This window comes from Sphingobium sp. B10D7B, from assembly GCF_025961955.1.
Taxonomy (GTDB): Bacteria; Pseudomonadota; Alphaproteobacteria; order Sphingomonadales; family Sphingomonadaceae; genus Sphingobium.
This window is the reverse complement of sequence record NZ_JAOQOQ010000001.1, coordinates 628,378-641,891: the sequence shown is the minus strand read 5'-3', so window position 1 is coordinate 641,891 and position 13,514 is coordinate 628,378. Positions and strand designations below refer to the sequence as shown.

The following is a 13,514-nucleotide window of genomic DNA, read 5'->3' as shown; positions in this document are numbered from 1 at the left end:
ATGCGTGCCCTCGTCCTTGCACTCCCCCTCAGCCTCGCTCTTGCGGCACCCGCCTTCGCGCAGGCCGCCCCGGCCGCTCCCGCTGCCGCCGCCGGGCCGGAGGATGTCGCGAAGGTGAAGCAGGTGTTCGTCTATGGCGAAGACCCTTGCCCGGCGAGCGAGGGCGACGAGATCGTCGTCTGTGCGCGGATGCCCGACAATGATCGCTACCGCATCCCCAAGGAACTGCGCACCGACCCGAACAGCCCGGCCGTGCAAAGCTGGGCCAATCGCGCCCGCTCGATCGAATATGTCGGCGCGTCCGGCACCGACAGTTGCTCGCCCACCGGCTCGGCTGGCTTCACCGGCTGCTTCACACAGATCGCGCGTGCGGCGCGCGAGGAGCGCCAGAAGATGCTCGGGTCCGGCACCTGGGCCGATGCCGTCGCCAAGGCGCGCGAGGAGCGGCTCGGTAATCTCGATGCCGAATCCGCACAGATCGAAGCGCAGGCCAAGGCCGATGAGGAGGCGGCGCGCCTCAAGGCGCAGCGTGAGGCCCAGCAGCAGGGTCCGACCGTTACGCCCTGATCGCGCGAGGCGTTACAGGAAATATTGCAGCTTCACCGCCGTCCGCTTCGCCGCGCCGGGGGTGACGGTGAGGACGACGGACTCAAAGCCCGGCGCGCCGAAGCGCAGCCGGGGGTTGCGCGAAAAGCCGACCCCCTCGCGCGGGATGCCCAGCATCGTGTCCAGCCGGCTGTTGCTGTTCTCATCGTGGAAGACGAGCAGCGCATAGTCGCCGGGCGGCACGCGTGCGAACAGAAGTTCGGCATGGTCGCCCGCCGCAACGCTGGCCGTGAGGGCGAGCGGGTCCTTCTCGCATTTGGGGAAATGGGAGCGGTCCTTGGTCAGGCAGGCGCGCAGCATGCCGCGACTGGACCGCAAGCCCTCAAACCGCACGTCGATCTGGCCCGTGGTCGGTGCAAGGCCCGCCGCTGCCGGAACGACCGCATCGGCGGTGCGCACGGTGGCCGCGCCATCTTCACCCAGCGCCAGGGTCGGCGTGCCGAGCGAGAGCAGCAGGCCGGCCAACATCAGTGGCCTTGCGATACGACGCGCCAGACCAAGGTCGGCACCGTCAAAGAACATCATGCAGCATTATCCCTTGCCGGTGCGGGGTCATCATTGTGCGGCATGGTGGCGGAGCCTCCGGCCGGCGCCGGCGCGAACCGGGGGGACAGGCCGCGATCCGTGCCGCACAGCCGGTCCCACACGCGGAAATAGAGGCCGTAATTGCAGCGATATTGCTCATGATGCTTCTCATGGTGAGACGCGGTGATCAGCCAGCGCCCCGCCGGGCCGTTGACCAGCCAGCGCGGGAACATCTCCCAGCCCATATGATTGGTGACGCCCATGACAGTCATCACCGTTAGCACCACCCCCAGTGCCGCAACATGAATGGGAATAACGAAGACGAGAAACGGGATGACGACTGCACCGGTCACAGCTTCCCACGGATGGAAGCTCATCGCCGCCCAGGCCGTGGGCGGCCGGCTGGCGTGATGCACGGCATGGGCGACGCGAAACCAGGCCGGGCGGTGGAGCAGCCGGTGCGTCCAGTAGAACCAGCTATCGTGCGCGGCGAGATAGAGCAGCACCGAGATCGGCAGATACCAGAGCGGGTAGGCATCGACATCCGTGTAGATCAGCGTCCAGCCGTGGCTCTGCCAGCCCCAGGCGACGATCCCTGCGGGCAGGCCGAAGATCAGCGCCGAAAGGAGCGACCAGCGGATTTCCGCACCGATCTGCCGGCGCAGCCCGGCATAATGGCCGGGGCGTGTCATCCGGGTCGCCAGCGCGAACCCGCCACTGGAAAGCAGGTAACGCACCGCAATGATGCCGGACATCGCCAGAATGGACGCAAGGATCAGCATCGCGGGCTGCATGGCGATGCTATAGGGAGCCCCGCCTGCGAGGGAAACGATAATCGGTAAAGCGTTCGCGCCGGTCGCTCGCCAAGCGCAGAGATAAGTTCCGCCGCCCCTTCGGGCATCGTTCACCCATCACTGGCCGATAGCCAAGCGCCTCCCCCTCGGCTAGGGCTGCGCGGATGACAGGCGCACGACCTATCGATCTTGCCATTGTCGGCGGCGGCCTTGCCGGCAGCCTGATCGCGCTGGCCCTGCGCGCACGGCGACCTGAGCTGCGCGTCGTGGTGATCGAGGAAGCCGCGCGCGCCGGCGGCAATCAGCTCTGGTCCTGCTTCGCCGAGGATGTCGCGTATGCCGATCGCTGGCTGATCGAGCCGCTGATCGTGCATGGCTGGGGCGGCTATGACGTGCGCTTCCCGGGTCAGGTGAGGCGCCTGCCGAGCAGCTATGCGACGCTGACCAGCGAGCGGCTGGGGATGCGCCTGCACCGCGCTATGCCGGAGGGTGACCTGCTGTTCGACCGGGCGGCAACCGCACTCACGCCGAACAGCGTCACTTTGGCCGATGGACGCGTGATCGACGCGCGCGGCGTCATCGATGCGCGCGGGCCGGGCGACATGAGCGCGCTGGAGCTAGGCTATCAGAAATTCGTCGGGGCGAGTTGGCTGTGTCATACCCCCCACGGCCTTGCCGAACCGATCATCATGGACGCAACCGTCGATCAGCAGGACGGCTATCGCTTCGTCTACACCCTGCCCCTCTCCCCCACCGAGCTGTTCATCGAAGACACTTATTATGCCGATGGCCGGGCGCTGGATGAGCCCGTGCTCGCGGCGAGAATTGCGGCTTATGCCCAAGCGCAGGGCTGGGAGGGCGCAGCGCGCGGCCATAGCGAGACCGGCGTGCTGCCCGTGTGCATGGGCGGCGATTTCGCGCGGCTGTGGGAGGCCGAGTCCCCCGGCGTCGCCAAGGCCGGACTGCGCGGTGGCTTTTTTCACGCGCTCACCGGCTATTCGCTGCCGGATGCGGTGCGCAACGCGCTCGCCATTGCGGCGATGGACGATCTCTCCGGCCCGGCCCTGCATGAGGCGATGCGCGCGCGCGGCGCCGCGCACTGGCGGGGCCAGGCTTATTACCGGATGCTCTCGCGGCTGCTCTTCCGCGCCGCCGAGCCGCAGGAGCGCTGGCGGGTGCTGGCGCGCTTCTACCGGCTTGACCCATCCCTCATCGCCCGCTTTTATGCCGGGCAGAGCACCCTTTTCGACAAGCTGCGCGTTCTGACCGGGAAGCCTCCTGTTCCCGTCAGCCGAGCCATTTCAGCCCTTGGAGCGACACGCGGATGAAGACAGCCATCGTCATCGGCGCCGGTTTTGCGGGCCTTGCCCTCGGCCTGCGCCTGCAATCGGCGGGCATCGCCACCACCATCGTCGAAGGGCGCGAACTGCCCGGCGGCCGCGCCTATATGTGGCAGAAGGAGGGCTTCACCTTCGATGCCGGGCCGACCGTCATCACCGACCCGGATTGCCTCGCCCAGCTGTGGCGCCTGACCGGCCACGACATGGCGCAAGACGTGACGCTGCTGCCGGTCAGCCCCTTCTACCGCCTGCACTGGCAGGACGGCACGACCTTCGATTATGGCAATGACGATGCCGCGCTCAACCGCGAGATCGCCAAGCTCGATCCCGCCGACATCGCCGGCTACCAGCGCTTCCTCGCCTATAGCGCCGAGGTCTATCGCGAGGGCTATGAGAAGCTGGGGCATGTCGCCTTCCTCGACTTCAAGTCGATGCTCAAGGCCGCGCCGGACCTCGCCCAGCATCAGGCGTGGCGCTCGGTCTATTCCATGGTTTCGAGCTTCGTGAAGAACGAGAAGCTGCGGCAGGCGCTGAGCTTCCACACGCTGCTGGTCGGCGGCAACCCGATGACGACCAGCGCCATCTACGCGCTGATTCACAAGCTGGAGAAGCAGGGCGGCGTCTGGTTCGCCAAGGGCGGCACCCATGCGCTGGTGCGCGGCATGGTCACGCATTTCGAGCGACTGGGCGGCACGCTGATCCTCGGCGATCCGGTCGCCAAGATCGAGACTGTGGGCGACCGCGCGACCGGCGTGGTCACCCGCTCGGGCCTGCATATCGAGGCCGATGCGGTGGCGAGCAACGCGGACATCATGCACAGCTATGCCGACCTGCTGGCCGACCATCCGCGCGGCCAGCGGCAGGGCGCCAAGCTGTTCCGCAAGCGCTGGAGCCCGAGCCTGTTCGTCGTCCACTTCGGCATCGAGGGGACCTGGCCGGGTATCCCGCATCACATGATCCTGTTCGGCCCGCGCTATAAGGAGCTGCTGACCGACATCTTCGACCATGGCGTACTCTCGCAGGATTTCTCGCTCTACCTGCATCACCCGACCGTCACCGACCCCGATCTGGCGCCGCCGGGCCACTCGACCTTCTATGCGCTGGCGCCGGTGCCCCATCAGGGCAAGCTGCCGGTGGACTGGAACGAGGTGGGGCCGATCCTTACCGGGCGCATTCTCGACGAGATCGAGCGGCGGCTGATCCCGGACATCCGCTCGCGCATCAAGGTGCAGTTCTCCTATGCGCCGAGCGACTTCACCCATGATCTCAACGCGCATCTGGGCAGCGCCTTCAGCCTGGAGCCGCTGCTCACCCAGAGCGCCTGGTTCCGCACCCACAATCGCGATGATGTGATCAACAATCTCTATTTTGTCGGCGCCGGCACACATCCGGGCGCCGGCATTCCTGGCGTCGTCGGCTCGGCCCGCGCGACGGCGGCCCTGATGCTCGAGGATCTGGCATGACATCGTTCAACCGGCTGGCCGTCTATTGCGGCTCCGCCACCCCACCCGACCCGATCTACATGGAGACGGCCCGCGCCGTCGGCGCCGGGCTGGCCCGGCGCGGCATCGGCGTCGTCTATGGCGGCGGCAAGGTCGGACTGATGGGCGCCATTGCGGATTCCGCGCTGGCGGCCGGCGGCGAGGTGATCGGCGTGATCCCCGAGGCGCTGGTGAATGCCGAGGTCGCCCATCGCGGCCTCACCGAGCTGCACGTCGTGCCGGATATGCACAGCCGCAAGGCGCTGTTCACCACGCTTTCCGATGGGTTCGTGACCCTGCCGGGGGGCGTCGGCACGATGGACGAGCTGTGGGAAGCCGTGAGCTGGGCGCAGCTTGGTTATCATGACAAGCCGGTCGGGCTGCTGAACACCGGCGGCTTTTACGATCAGCTGATCGGCTTCAATCGCCAGATGATCGAAACCGGCTTCATCCGCCCGCCCCACGCCAACATCCTCATCGCCCGCGAGACGCTGGACGACCTGCTGGACGCGATGGCCGCCTATACGCCGCATGAAACGATCTTCGCGATGAAGGTTGACCGGCTTTGAGGGGAAACATGAGCCCCTCCCCTTCAGGGGAGGGGTTGGGGTGGGGAGCGCCCGTGACGCAAGATGCACGCCTTCTGATCCACGCAAAAGCGATGCGGCACGAGGCGACGCCATGCGAGATCATTCTCTGGCGACATCTGAGTCGGTCCCAGCTTGGCGGGCACAAATTTCGTCGGCAGCATGTGCTGGGGCCGTTCATTGTGGATTTCTTCTGCCCCGCCAAAAAGCTGATCGTCGAGGTGGATGGCGATACGCACGATCCGGAAGAAGATACGCGCAGGGATGCTGCGTTAACCGCGGAAGGTCATCGCGTTCTGCGGTTCACTAACGAAGATGTGCGCATCAATCTGACCGAGGTTCTGGAGGCAATACTGACGCGTTTGAATTCAGCACCAGCCCGTTGGGCAGCGCCGTCCCCCACCCCATCCCCTCCCCTGAAGGGGAGGGGCTAGATGCTGGAGCAACGCCCTGCCCTTGTCGGTCTCGCGCAGGAGAGCATTGCGCGGGGGTCGAAGAGCTTTCGCACGGCCTCGCGGCTGTTCGACCGGGAGACGCGCGAGCGAGCGTGGTTGCTCTATGGCTGGTGTCGCGCCTGCGACGACATAGCCGACGGGCAGGATCATGGCGGGACCATGCAGGCGACCGGCGACCCCATGGCCCGGCTCGCGGACATTCGCGCGCGAACCGAGCGCGCTCTCGCGGGGCGGGCCGGGCTGGACGATCCTGCCTTTGCCGGCGGGGCGCTGGTCGCGGCCGAATGTGCCATTCCGCGCCGCTATATGGACGATCTCATCGAAGGCTTCGCGCTCGATGCGCAGGGCTGGCGACCGCAGACCGAGGACGATCTGCTGCGCTATTGCTACCATGTCGCCGGTGCGGTCGGCTGCATGATGGCCATTGTGATGGGTGTCGCGCCCGATGACGAGGCGACGCTGGACCGCGCCTGCGATCTGGGGCTGGCCTTCCAGCTCGCCAATATCTCCCGCGATGTCGCCGAGGATGCGGCAGGCGGGCGCTGCTATCTACCCGCGGACTGGCTCATCGAGGCTGGCATCGACCCGGCCGACCCTATGGCGGCGGAGCAGCGCCCAGCCCTCGCGGCGGTCACGGGGCGCGTGGCGGCGATGGCGGCGCGCTATGAAGACAGCGCCCGGCATGGCACCCCAAAGCTGCCGTTCCGCTCGGCATGGGCGGTGCTGGCAGCCGCGGGCATTTATGGCGGCATTGCCCGGAAGGTCGCCGCCGACCCGCAGGAGGCGCTGCGTCGGCGCCTGTTCACCAGCAAGGCGGAGAAGCTGGGCTGGCTGCTCCGCGCCGGCACGCAGGCTGGTCGGCGCACCAGCCTCTACCCGCCCGCGCCGCGTGATCCATCGCTCTGGAACCGGCCACGCCAGGGCGCGCGCATTTCGGAGGCTTGATCCCGATCAATTTCTGCATGGGCGCGATCTGCTGAAGAGGCAGGCGGGAGGACATGCATGATTCCGTCACGTCACGCTTATTATCGCAACCGCGCCAATGAACATCGCCGTCTGGCGCAAGTCGCCGCGGAGCCCGCACAGCGCCTGATGCACGATCGTCTGGTGGAGGCCTATCTGGGTCTGGCGCGCGAATCGCGGCTGCGGCAGGTCGTCCGGCTCAAGGCCTGAGCGCAGCCGCGCCCAGACAAGCCGATCATCCCTGCTTGAGCAGCCTGAGCGCCCGCGCGCGCAGCCGCCCAAGGCCCGCATCGTGCAAGGCGGGAACGGCGCAGAGCATCCCCGTCACATAGGGGTCGGGCTTGTTGAAGATGATGGGTTCGCCCAGCGCATCGGTAACGCGGGCGCCGGCTTCCTGCGCGATGAGGGTCGCGGCCGCCAGATCCCATTCCGCCCCGCGTCGCAGGCCGGCCACAAGATCGGCTTCATTCGCGGCTACCATCGCCATGCGCAGGGCAATGCTGTTGGGCTTGGCGACCATGCGGTAGTCGATATCGATGCCGCCCAGATGATCGAGCGGCACGCGGGCGCCCGAGAGCGTGGCGTGGTCGCCCACGGCGAGCCGCTCCGGCTGTGCCCCCGTGCGCTCCCGCCACGCACCAGCGCCCCGCACCGCCCACCAGCGCTCGTTACGCGCCGGCGCGCTCAGCACCGCGACAGTCGGGACGCCATCCTCGACCAGCGCGACCGAAACCGCCCACCCGGCCCGGCCCCGCACGAAATCGCGGGTGCCGTCGATCGGATCGATGATCCACGCGCGCCGAGCCTCAGCGCGTCCGGGCGTCTCCGCGCTTTCCTCCGAGAGCCAGGCGGCATCCGGCAGAAGCGCGCCAAGCTGTGTGCGCAGCAGCGCATCGGCGGCGAGATCGGCTTCGCTCACCGGCTCGCCGGGCCGCTTCTCCCAATGGCCGTGCATGGGCGCGCCGGCTTCCCAGAAACGCATGGCCAGCAGGCCGGCAGCGTCGGCTATGGCCAGAATATCGGCCAGAAGATCCAGAGAGGGGGGCTCACTCCCCGGCAACGGTCATCCCGTCGATGCGCAGGGTGGGCACGTTGATCGCGCGGCGGAAGGTGAGATCGTTCGCAGCGATGATCCGCCCGAACATCTCCTTGAGATTGCCCGCGATGGTGATTTCAGACACGGCGTGGCTCACCGTGCCATTCTCGATCAGGAAGCCGGAGGCGCCCCGACTGTAATCGCCGGTGACGCCGTTGACGCCCTGGCCGATCAGTTCGGTGATGAACACGCCGCGCTTCACGTCCGCGAACAGATCGCGCACGCCGGCCGTGCCGCCTTCCAGATGCACATTGCTCGCGCCGACCCCCGGCGAGCCACCGCCCCGCGTGGCATGGCCGGTGGGATCAAGGCCGAGTTGGCGGGCCGAGGCGGTGTCGAGCATCCAGCCGGTCAGCACGCCGTCATCAATGAGGCGCCGCCGCGCGGTCGGCAGCCCTTCGCCGTCGAACGGACGCGAGCGCAGGCCCCGCTCGCGCAGCGGATCATCAATGACGCTGAGCCCCTCGGGCAGAATGCGCTGGCCAAGGCTGTCGAGCAGGAACGTCGCCTTGCGGGTGACCGATGGCCCGGCGATGGCGCCGAGCAGATGCCCGATCAGGCTGTTACCCACGCGCGGATCGAAGATCACCGGCATCGTACCGCTCGGCACCCGGCGCGCGTTGAGCCGCGAGACCGCGCGCGCGCCGGCGCGCTGGCCGATGCTGTCCGGCCCTTCCAGATCATCGAGATGCCGGGCGCTGTGACTGGCAAAGTCCCGCTGCATCGCGGCGCCCTCACCCGCCAGCACGCTGGCGTAGAGCGAATGGCTGGTCCCGGCATAAGCGCCCGAGAAGCCGTGGCTGGTGGCCAGCGCCGCCTGCGCGCGGGAGAAGCCTGCACCGGCGCCTTCGCTGTTGGTGACGCCCAGCACGCTGCGCGCCGAATCTTCCGCCGCCAGCGCCCTCTCGCGCAGTTGGGCCGGCGTCGGCTCCTCATCATCCTCGATATCGAGCGAGGGCAGCCGGCGCCGCATCAGCATCTGCTCGGGCGCGAGGCCCGCATAGGCATCTTCCGGCGCCTCGCGGGCCATGGCCACGGCGCGCTCGACCAGGGTTTCGAGCGTGCGGGGCGTCAGGTCCGATGAGGAGACGCTGGCCGAGCGTTGGCCGACAAACACGCGCAGGCCGAAATGCTCGGACTCGGATTGCTCGACATCCTCCAGCGCGCCCAGCCGCACCGTCACGCCGGACGAGGCATCGCAGCCATAAACGGCGTCGGCCGCATCCGCGCCCGCCTTGCGGGCCGCGGTGACCAGCGACCGGGCGCGATCGAGAGCTTCGTTAAGGCTGAGCATGAAAGACGCGGTCCGAATGATGTCTGATGAAAGGCCGCGCTTTAGCTCCCGCGGCGAGGCGACGCAATGCGGCTGCGTCAGGTGCCTTCCGACCAGCCGCCCCGCTTTGCGACGAACCGAGGACAGCAACATTATTTATAGGGAACCACCAGGCCTTGCCGATCCTTTTGTTGATAACATCAACCCACAGGAGCATCTCATGGCGACTGAAACATTCACCGACGCGATTGCCCTGCTCAAAGCGGATCATCGCACGGTCGAGGATCTGTTCGAGAAGTTCGAGAAGGCCAATGCGGCCGGCCGCAAGGAATCGCTGGCCCGGGAAATCTGCACCGAACTCAAGATCCACACCATGCTGGAAGAAGAGATCTTCTATCCGGCCTTTCGCGGCAAGATCGAAGATGATCTCATGGATGAGGCCTATGTCGAGCATGACGGCGCCAAGGTGCTGATCAACGAGATCGAGGCCGGCTCTCCGCAGGAAGATTTCTACGATGCCAAGGTGAAGGTGCTCTCGGAAGAGATCGAGCATCACGTCAAGGAGGAGGAACAGCCCTCCAAGGGCATGTTCGCCCAGTGCCGCAAGACCGACGTCGACCTCGTCGAACTGCGCGACCGGATGCTCGCCCGCAAGAAAGAGCTGCTGGCGCAGGCGAAGAGCGAAGGCCTGCCCCCGGCAGAACCGCGCACGCTCAGCGTTTCGGCCGTCTGACCCGGACGAAACGGCATGTCGGCGGCGTTTTCATTGTTCGAACCTTCCGATAAGGACGCCGCCGCGCCGGCGCCGCACCGCAATGATGCCGAGCGCACCCGCCTCGGCATCATTTTGCCGCGCTTTGGCGGATTGGGCCGAGAGGCGGCCTTGCGTCAGGCGCAGAGCGAGCAATCAGGTGACTGGATGCTGCGGCACCGCGATTAGGCGACGGGCGTCTGTTCCGTCTGCCTGCTTTCCAACCAGTAGCGCAGCATGTGATGGGCAACCGCGATAGAGGATGGCGGCAGGAACCTGGCGCCCTCTTCCCCGGCCAGCGCCGCGCGGACATCATCAGTGCTCACCCAGATGGCTTCGGCGATTTCCTCCTCATCCAGCGTCAACGCGTCATCATCGGCCTGCGCGATGCAGGCGACCATGAGCTGGGAGGGGAACGGCCAGGGCTGACTGAACAGATAGTCGACCTGCCCGGTGCGCACGCCGCATTCTTCCCACAGCTCCCGCCGCACCGCTTCCTCGATGGTTTCGCCCGGCTCGACAAAGCCGGCCAGTGCGGAAAAGCGGCCGGCAGGAAAGCGCGGATTGCGCCCGATGAGCACCTTGCCGCGATATTCCGCCAGCATGATGACCACCGGATCGGTGCGCGGGAAATGCTCCGCGCTGCACCGGCTGCACTGGCGCGCCCATCCGGCCTTGATCGGATGGGTATCGCCGCCGCAGCGTGCGCAGAAACGGTGGCGATCATGCCAGTCCACCAGGCTGCGCGCCGCCGCATAATGCGCGGCTTCGGCCATGGTGAGCTGCGGGATGATGTCCCACACTTTCGCGGGAAAGCTCGGGGGCTCGACGCTGTGCTCGACAAGCAGCGGGACGAAAACCGGCGTGCCGTCCTCGCGCAGCCCGAGCAGGGCGTGGTCGGCCAGCACAGCGCCGGGCGGCACCGGCTCGCTGGCGAGCGTGCCGTCCGGCTCGATCACCGGGTCCAGCCCATCGAGTTGCACGATGCGCGCGCGCGGATCGGCCCAGGCCCCGGCCAGCCGGTCGGGGTGCACGCGCAGCTGATCAGCGCGGTCGAGCGTGCCGCCGGTGAAGGTGATTGCCTGCCGCGCGGGCAGATCAGGCCGGGTCATGATGCGCATTCTCCTGCTCTCTGGCGTCCAGTGCCGCTTGCGCCGCCCGGGCAAAGACGGTGGGCAGCCCCGCATCGGCCAGCGTGTCGAGGGGCCACAATTGGCCCGGCCCCAGGGCGCTGGCAAGCACGGCGGGATCGGCCCCATTCTCGATCCGCAGCATGGCCACGCGCAGATCGAGCGCGAAATGGGTGAACACATGGCGCACCGGCTGGTTGAGTATCTGCCAGCTGCCCGCCAGAGGCGCATGCGGCAGAGCCTCTGGCGCTTCGCTCCAGTCGCTGGTCGGCAGCGCCAGCATTCCGCCGAGCAGGCCCTTGTCCGGCCGCCGGACCAGCCAGACAGCATTGCGGGTCTCGACCCACCAGGCGGTGCCGCTGCGCGTCGGGCGCGCCTTCTTCGCGGCCTTGAGCGGATAGCGGGCCGAATCGCCCGTTGCCCGCGCGGCACAAAGCTCCGAGAGCGGACAGGCGAGGCAGGCGGGATTGCGCGGGGTGCAGACCGTCGCGCCCAGATCCATCATGGCCTGCGCGAAATCGCCGGCATGGTCCTGCGGCGTGATGCGGTCGGCCAGCGCCCGCAGGATCGGCTTGGCCGCCGGCAGCGGCGTCTCCACCGCGAACAGCCGGCTCACCACCCGCTCGACATTGCCATCCACCACGACGGCGCGCTGCTCGAAGGCAATGGCAGCGACGGCCGCCGCCGTATAGGCCCCGACTCCCGGCAGCGCACGCAATCCCGCTTCGTCCGAGGGGAAACGCCCGCCCAGCGCCCCTGCGACATAGCGCGCGCAGGCCAGCAGATTGCGGGCGCGGGCATAATAGCCGAGACCTGCCCAGGCGGCCATCAAATCGCCATCCTCCGCAGCCGCCAGCGCCTCGACCGTCGGCCAACGCGCCAGAAAGCGCTCATAATAAGGCGCGACAGCTGTCACCGTCGTCTGCTGCAGCATGATTTCGGAGAGCCAGACGCGGTAGGGGTCCGGGGGCGGCGCACCGGGCGGGCTGCGCCAGGGCAGTGCGCGCGCATGGCGGCGATAATGCGCCAGCAGCGCCGGAGCGACCGCCTCTTCCATCCCCCGCTTTGCGATTAATCCATCGACGGCCATGGCGTGCCTATGGCATGGACGCAGCCATGACAGAAGCCACCCCAGATGCGCAGGCGCCCACAAAGGCCAGCCGGGCCAAACGCCCGGCCGCGCGCAAGGCCAATGGGGCCGGCAAGGCCGAGATGCCGCCGCAGGAACGCCCGCGAATCAACGCGCCCCGCGCGATTTCCGATCTCATGCCGGACATTGGCCGGGCCGCCTTCCGCAAGTTCGGCTTCATCCAGTCGAGCATCGTCACGCGCTGGGCCGAGATTGTCGGCAAGCGCTATGCGGAGCTGACCAGCCCCGACTCGATCCGCTTCCCGACCGGCAAGCGCTCGGGCGGGACGCTGCAGCTGACGGTCGCCAGCGGCCATGCGCCAATGGTCCAGCATATCGTGCCGGAGATCATCGAGCGGGTGAACCGCTTCTTCGGCTATGAGGCCGTCTCCCGCGTCGCCATCAAGCAGGGCCAGGTCATCCCGCGCGAGCCGGTGCATCGTCCGCCGCCCACGATGCTGCGCCCCATCCCCCAAGAGCTGGGCGAGGGCCTGCGCGAAGTGAGCGACCCGGAACTGCGCACCGTGCTCGAATCGATGGCGCGCAGCTTCTCCAACCCTGTGCGCCCCCCCAAGATCAGCTAAGCCAAATTTCCACCACGGGACCATGCCCATGACCGTCATCTCGCCAGCTTCGTCCGTCTCCCGACAGATCGCCATGTTTGCTGCCTTGGCACTCGCCCTTGCGTTCGCTCTGCTGTCAGCCCCCGCCAGTGCGCAGCGCAGCGCGGCGCGCGACTGGAGCCAGACGGTGACGCTGGGTGCGAACGGCGCCTTCGTGGTCGGCAATCCGGCGGCGCCCACCAAGCTGGTCGAATATCTGAGCTACACCTGCTCGCATTGCGCGGATTTTCAGGCGACCGGAACGCCCGCGCTCAAGGCCCAGTGGATCCGGCGCGGCCTGGTCTCGCTGGAGCTGCGCAATTTCGTGCGCGATCCCTTCGACCTGACGGCGGCGCTGCTCGCGCGCTGCGGCGGCGCGACGCGGTTCGTTGGCAATCATGAAGCGATGTTCGCCGATTATCAGGCCTGGATGACCCGCGCGCAGAGCTTTGCCCAGGCGCAGGAAGGCAAGCCGCCGGCCGCCAATCGCGCCGCGCAGCTGACCGCCATTGCCGAGGGCACCGGCCTTGGCCCGCTCCTCGCCAGGCGCGGCCTGACGCCAGCGGCGCAGGGCAAATGCCTGGCCGACGAGGCGATGCTCAAGAGGGTGCTCGGGCTGACCTCCAGCGCCGGCACCTTCAAGGAATTTACCGGCACGCCCTTCTTCCTGCTCAACGGCAAACCGCTGGAGAATGTGCATACGTGGGACGCGCTGCGCCCCCTGTTGCCGCCATTGCCCGCGTCCGGCAAGTGAGCTAGACCGGCCCGCACAGCCACTTTCC

17 protein-coding genes are annotated in these 13,514 nt (G+C 67.6%); 11 read left to right on the top strand and 6 right to left on the bottom strand.

Going from position 1 to position 13,514, the window contains the following annotated elements; translation table 11 throughout:
• Positions 1–567 (top strand): hypothetical protein, encoded by a 567-nt coding sequence (locus tag M2331_RS02985; protein WP_181558909.1) that lies wholly within the window; start codon positions 1–3, stop codon positions 565–567.
• A 12-nt stretch (positions 568–579) separates the two neighbouring features.
• Here M2331_RS02985 and M2331_RS02980 read toward each other — a convergent pair whose 3' ends face one another.
• Positions 580–1,131 carry a DUF2141 domain-containing protein gene (locus M2331_RS02980; protein ID WP_264592266.1) on the bottom strand — a complete coding sequence of 184 codons (552 nt, stop codon included), beginning with the start codon at positions 1,129–1,131 and terminating at the stop codon, positions 580–582.
• Entirely contained in the window at positions 1,128–1,925 is a 798-nt protein-coding gene (locus tag M2331_RS02975) for a sterol desaturase family protein (RefSeq protein WP_181558908.1), read from the bottom strand. The genes M2331_RS02980 and M2331_RS02975 overlap by 4 nt, the downstream gene beginning before the upstream one ends.
• Before the next feature lie 164 nt (positions 1,926–2,089).
• Here M2331_RS02975 and crtY point away from each other — a divergent pair, with 164 nt between their 5' ends.
• Genes crtY through M2331_RS02945 form a run of 6 tightly spaced genes read left to right on the top strand, consistent with a single transcriptional unit; the run spans position 2,090 to position 6,961 of the window.
• Complete coding sequence (gene crtY / locus M2331_RS02970; RefSeq protein ID WP_181558907.1) at positions 2,090–3,253, top strand: lycopene beta-cyclase CrtY; 1,164 nt, start codon at positions 2,090–2,092, stop codon at positions 3,251–3,253.
• Complete coding sequence (locus M2331_RS02965; RefSeq protein ID WP_181558906.1) at positions 3,250–4,728, top strand: phytoene desaturase; 1,479 nt, start codon at positions 3,250–3,252, stop codon at positions 4,726–4,728. Before crtY ends, M2331_RS02965 begins: the two co-directional genes overlap by 4 nt.
• A complete protein-coding gene (locus M2331_RS02960) occupies positions 4,725–5,315 on the top strand; it encodes a TIGR00730 family Rossman fold protein (protein WP_181558905.1) in 591 nt (196 codons plus the stop codon). The genes M2331_RS02965 and M2331_RS02960 overlap by 4 nt, the downstream gene beginning before the upstream one ends.
• A 53-nt stretch (positions 5,316–5,368) precedes the next feature.
• Positions 5,369–5,767, top strand: coding sequence for an endonuclease domain-containing protein (locus M2331_RS02955; protein WP_264592265.1), 399 nt, complete (start codon positions 5,369–5,371; stop codon positions 5,765–5,767).
• The gene (locus M2331_RS02950) at positions 5,768–6,733 is read left to right on the top strand and encodes a phytoene/squalene synthase family protein (protein ID WP_181558904.1); all 966 of its coding nucleotides are present in this window, start codon (positions 5,768–5,770) and stop codon (positions 6,731–6,733) included.
• Between the two features lie 57 nt (positions 6,734–6,790).
• Complete coding sequence (locus M2331_RS02945; protein ID WP_181558903.1) at positions 6,791–6,961, top strand: hypothetical protein; 171 nt, start codon at positions 6,791–6,793, stop codon at positions 6,959–6,961.
• 25 nt (positions 6,962–6,986) lie between these two features.
• On the opposite strand, the gene M2331_RS02940 is transcribed toward M2331_RS02945, so the two are convergent.
• Together M2331_RS02940 and M2331_RS02935 are read right to left on the bottom strand one after the other, a co-directional pair.
• Complete coding sequence (locus tag M2331_RS02940; RefSeq protein ID WP_181558902.1) at positions 6,987–7,811, bottom strand: 3'(2'),5'-bisphosphate nucleotidase CysQ; 825 nt, start codon at positions 7,809–7,811, stop codon at positions 6,987–6,989.
• Positions 7,798–9,141: a TldD/PmbA family protein gene (locus M2331_RS02935; RefSeq protein ID WP_181558901.1), complete on the bottom strand. Its 1,344-nt coding sequence runs from the start codon at positions 9,139–9,141 to the stop codon at positions 7,798–7,800. Before M2331_RS02935 ends, M2331_RS02940 begins: the two co-directional genes overlap by 14 nt.
• A gap of 199 nt (positions 9,142–9,340) precedes the next feature.
• On the opposite strand from M2331_RS02935, the gene M2331_RS02930 reads away from it, so the two are divergent.
• Both M2331_RS02930 and M2331_RS02925 read left to right on the top strand, forming a co-directional pair.
• On the top strand, positions 9,341–9,853 hold the full coding sequence (locus tag M2331_RS02930; protein ID WP_181558900.1) for a hemerythrin domain-containing protein: 513 nt from the start codon (positions 9,341–9,343) through the stop codon (positions 9,851–9,853).
• Positions 9,854–9,886: 33 nt separating this feature from the next.
• Entirely contained in the window at positions 9,887–10,060 is a 174-nt protein-coding gene (locus M2331_RS02925; protein WP_181558899.1) for a hypothetical protein, read from the top strand.
• On the opposite strand, the gene nudC is transcribed toward M2331_RS02925, so the two are convergent.
• Both nudC and mutY read right to left on the bottom strand, forming a co-directional pair.
• Positions 10,057–10,983, bottom strand: a complete 927-nt coding sequence (gene nudC / locus M2331_RS02920; RefSeq protein ID WP_181558898.1) for an NAD(+) diphosphatase — start codon at positions 10,981–10,983, stop codon at positions 10,057–10,059. The genes M2331_RS02925 and nudC overlap by 4 nt on opposite strands.
• On the bottom strand, positions 10,970–12,091 hold the full coding sequence (mutY, locus tag M2331_RS02915) for an A/G-specific adenine glycosylase (protein ID WP_181558897.1): 1,122 nt from the start codon (positions 12,089–12,091) through the stop codon (positions 10,970–10,972). The genes nudC and mutY overlap by 14 nt, the downstream gene beginning before the upstream one ends.
• 26 nt (positions 12,092–12,117) lie before the next feature.
• Here mutY and M2331_RS02910 point away from each other — a divergent pair, with 26 nt between their 5' ends.
• Entirely contained in the window at positions 12,118–12,714 is a 597-nt protein-coding gene (locus M2331_RS02910) for a DUF721 domain-containing protein (RefSeq protein ID WP_413714801.1), read from the top strand.
• A gap of 28 nt (positions 12,715–12,742) precedes the next feature.
• Positions 12,743–13,486, top strand: a complete 744-nt coding sequence (locus M2331_RS02905) for a DsbA family protein (RefSeq protein WP_181558895.1) — start codon at positions 12,743–12,745, stop codon at positions 13,484–13,486.
• Positions 13,487–13,514 lie beyond the last annotated feature (28 nt).

Excerpts from the sequence above, each read along its gene's own strand:
- M2331_RS02985 (WP_181558909.1), top strand. The coding sequence starts at position 1 with ATGCGTGCCCTCGTCCTTGCACTCCCCCTCAGCCTCGCTCTTGCGGCA.
- M2331_RS02980 (WP_264592266.1), bottom strand. The coding sequence starts at position 1,131 with ATGATGTTCTTTGACGGTGCCGACCTTGGTCTGGCGCGTCGTATCGCA.
- M2331_RS02975 (WP_181558908.1), bottom strand. The coding sequence starts at position 1,925 with ATGCAGCCCGCGATGCTGATCCTTGCGTCCATTCTGGCGATGTCCGGC.
- crtY (WP_181558907.1), top strand. The coding sequence starts at position 2,090 with ATGACAGGCGCACGACCTATCGATCTTGCCATTGTCGGCGGCGGCCTT.
- M2331_RS02965 (WP_181558906.1), top strand. The coding sequence starts at position 3,250 with ATGAAGACAGCCATCGTCATCGGCGCCGGTTTTGCGGGCCTTGCCCTC.
- M2331_RS02960 (WP_181558905.1), top strand. The coding sequence starts at position 4,725 with ATGACATCGTTCAACCGGCTGGCCGTCTATTGCGGCTCCGCCACCCCA.
- M2331_RS02950 (WP_181558904.1), top strand. The coding sequence starts at position 5,768 with ATGCTGGAGCAACGCCCTGCCCTTGTCGGTCTCGCGCAGGAGAGCATT.
- M2331_RS02945 (WP_181558903.1), top strand. The coding sequence starts at position 6,791 with ATGATTCCGTCACGTCACGCTTATTATCGCAACCGCGCCAATGAACAT.
- M2331_RS02935 (WP_181558901.1), bottom strand. The coding sequence starts at position 9,141 with ATGCTCAGCCTTAACGAAGCTCTCGATCGCGCCCGGTCGCTGGTCACC.
- M2331_RS02930 (WP_181558900.1), top strand. The coding sequence starts at position 9,341 with ATGGCGACTGAAACATTCACCGACGCGATTGCCCTGCTCAAAGCGGAT.
- nudC (WP_181558898.1), bottom strand. The coding sequence starts at position 10,983 with ATGACCCGGCCTGATCTGCCCGCGCGGCAGGCAATCACCTTCACCGGC.
- mutY (WP_181558897.1), bottom strand. The coding sequence starts at position 12,091 with ATGGCCGTCGATGGATTAATCGCAAAGCGGGGGATGGAAGAGGCGGTC.
- M2331_RS02910 (WP_413714801.1), top strand. The coding sequence starts at position 12,118 with ATGACAGAAGCCACCCCAGATGCGCAGGCGCCCACAAAGGCCAGCCGG.
- M2331_RS02905 (WP_181558895.1), top strand. The coding sequence starts at position 12,743 with ATGACCGTCATCTCGCCAGCTTCGTCCGTCTCCCGACAGATCGCCATG.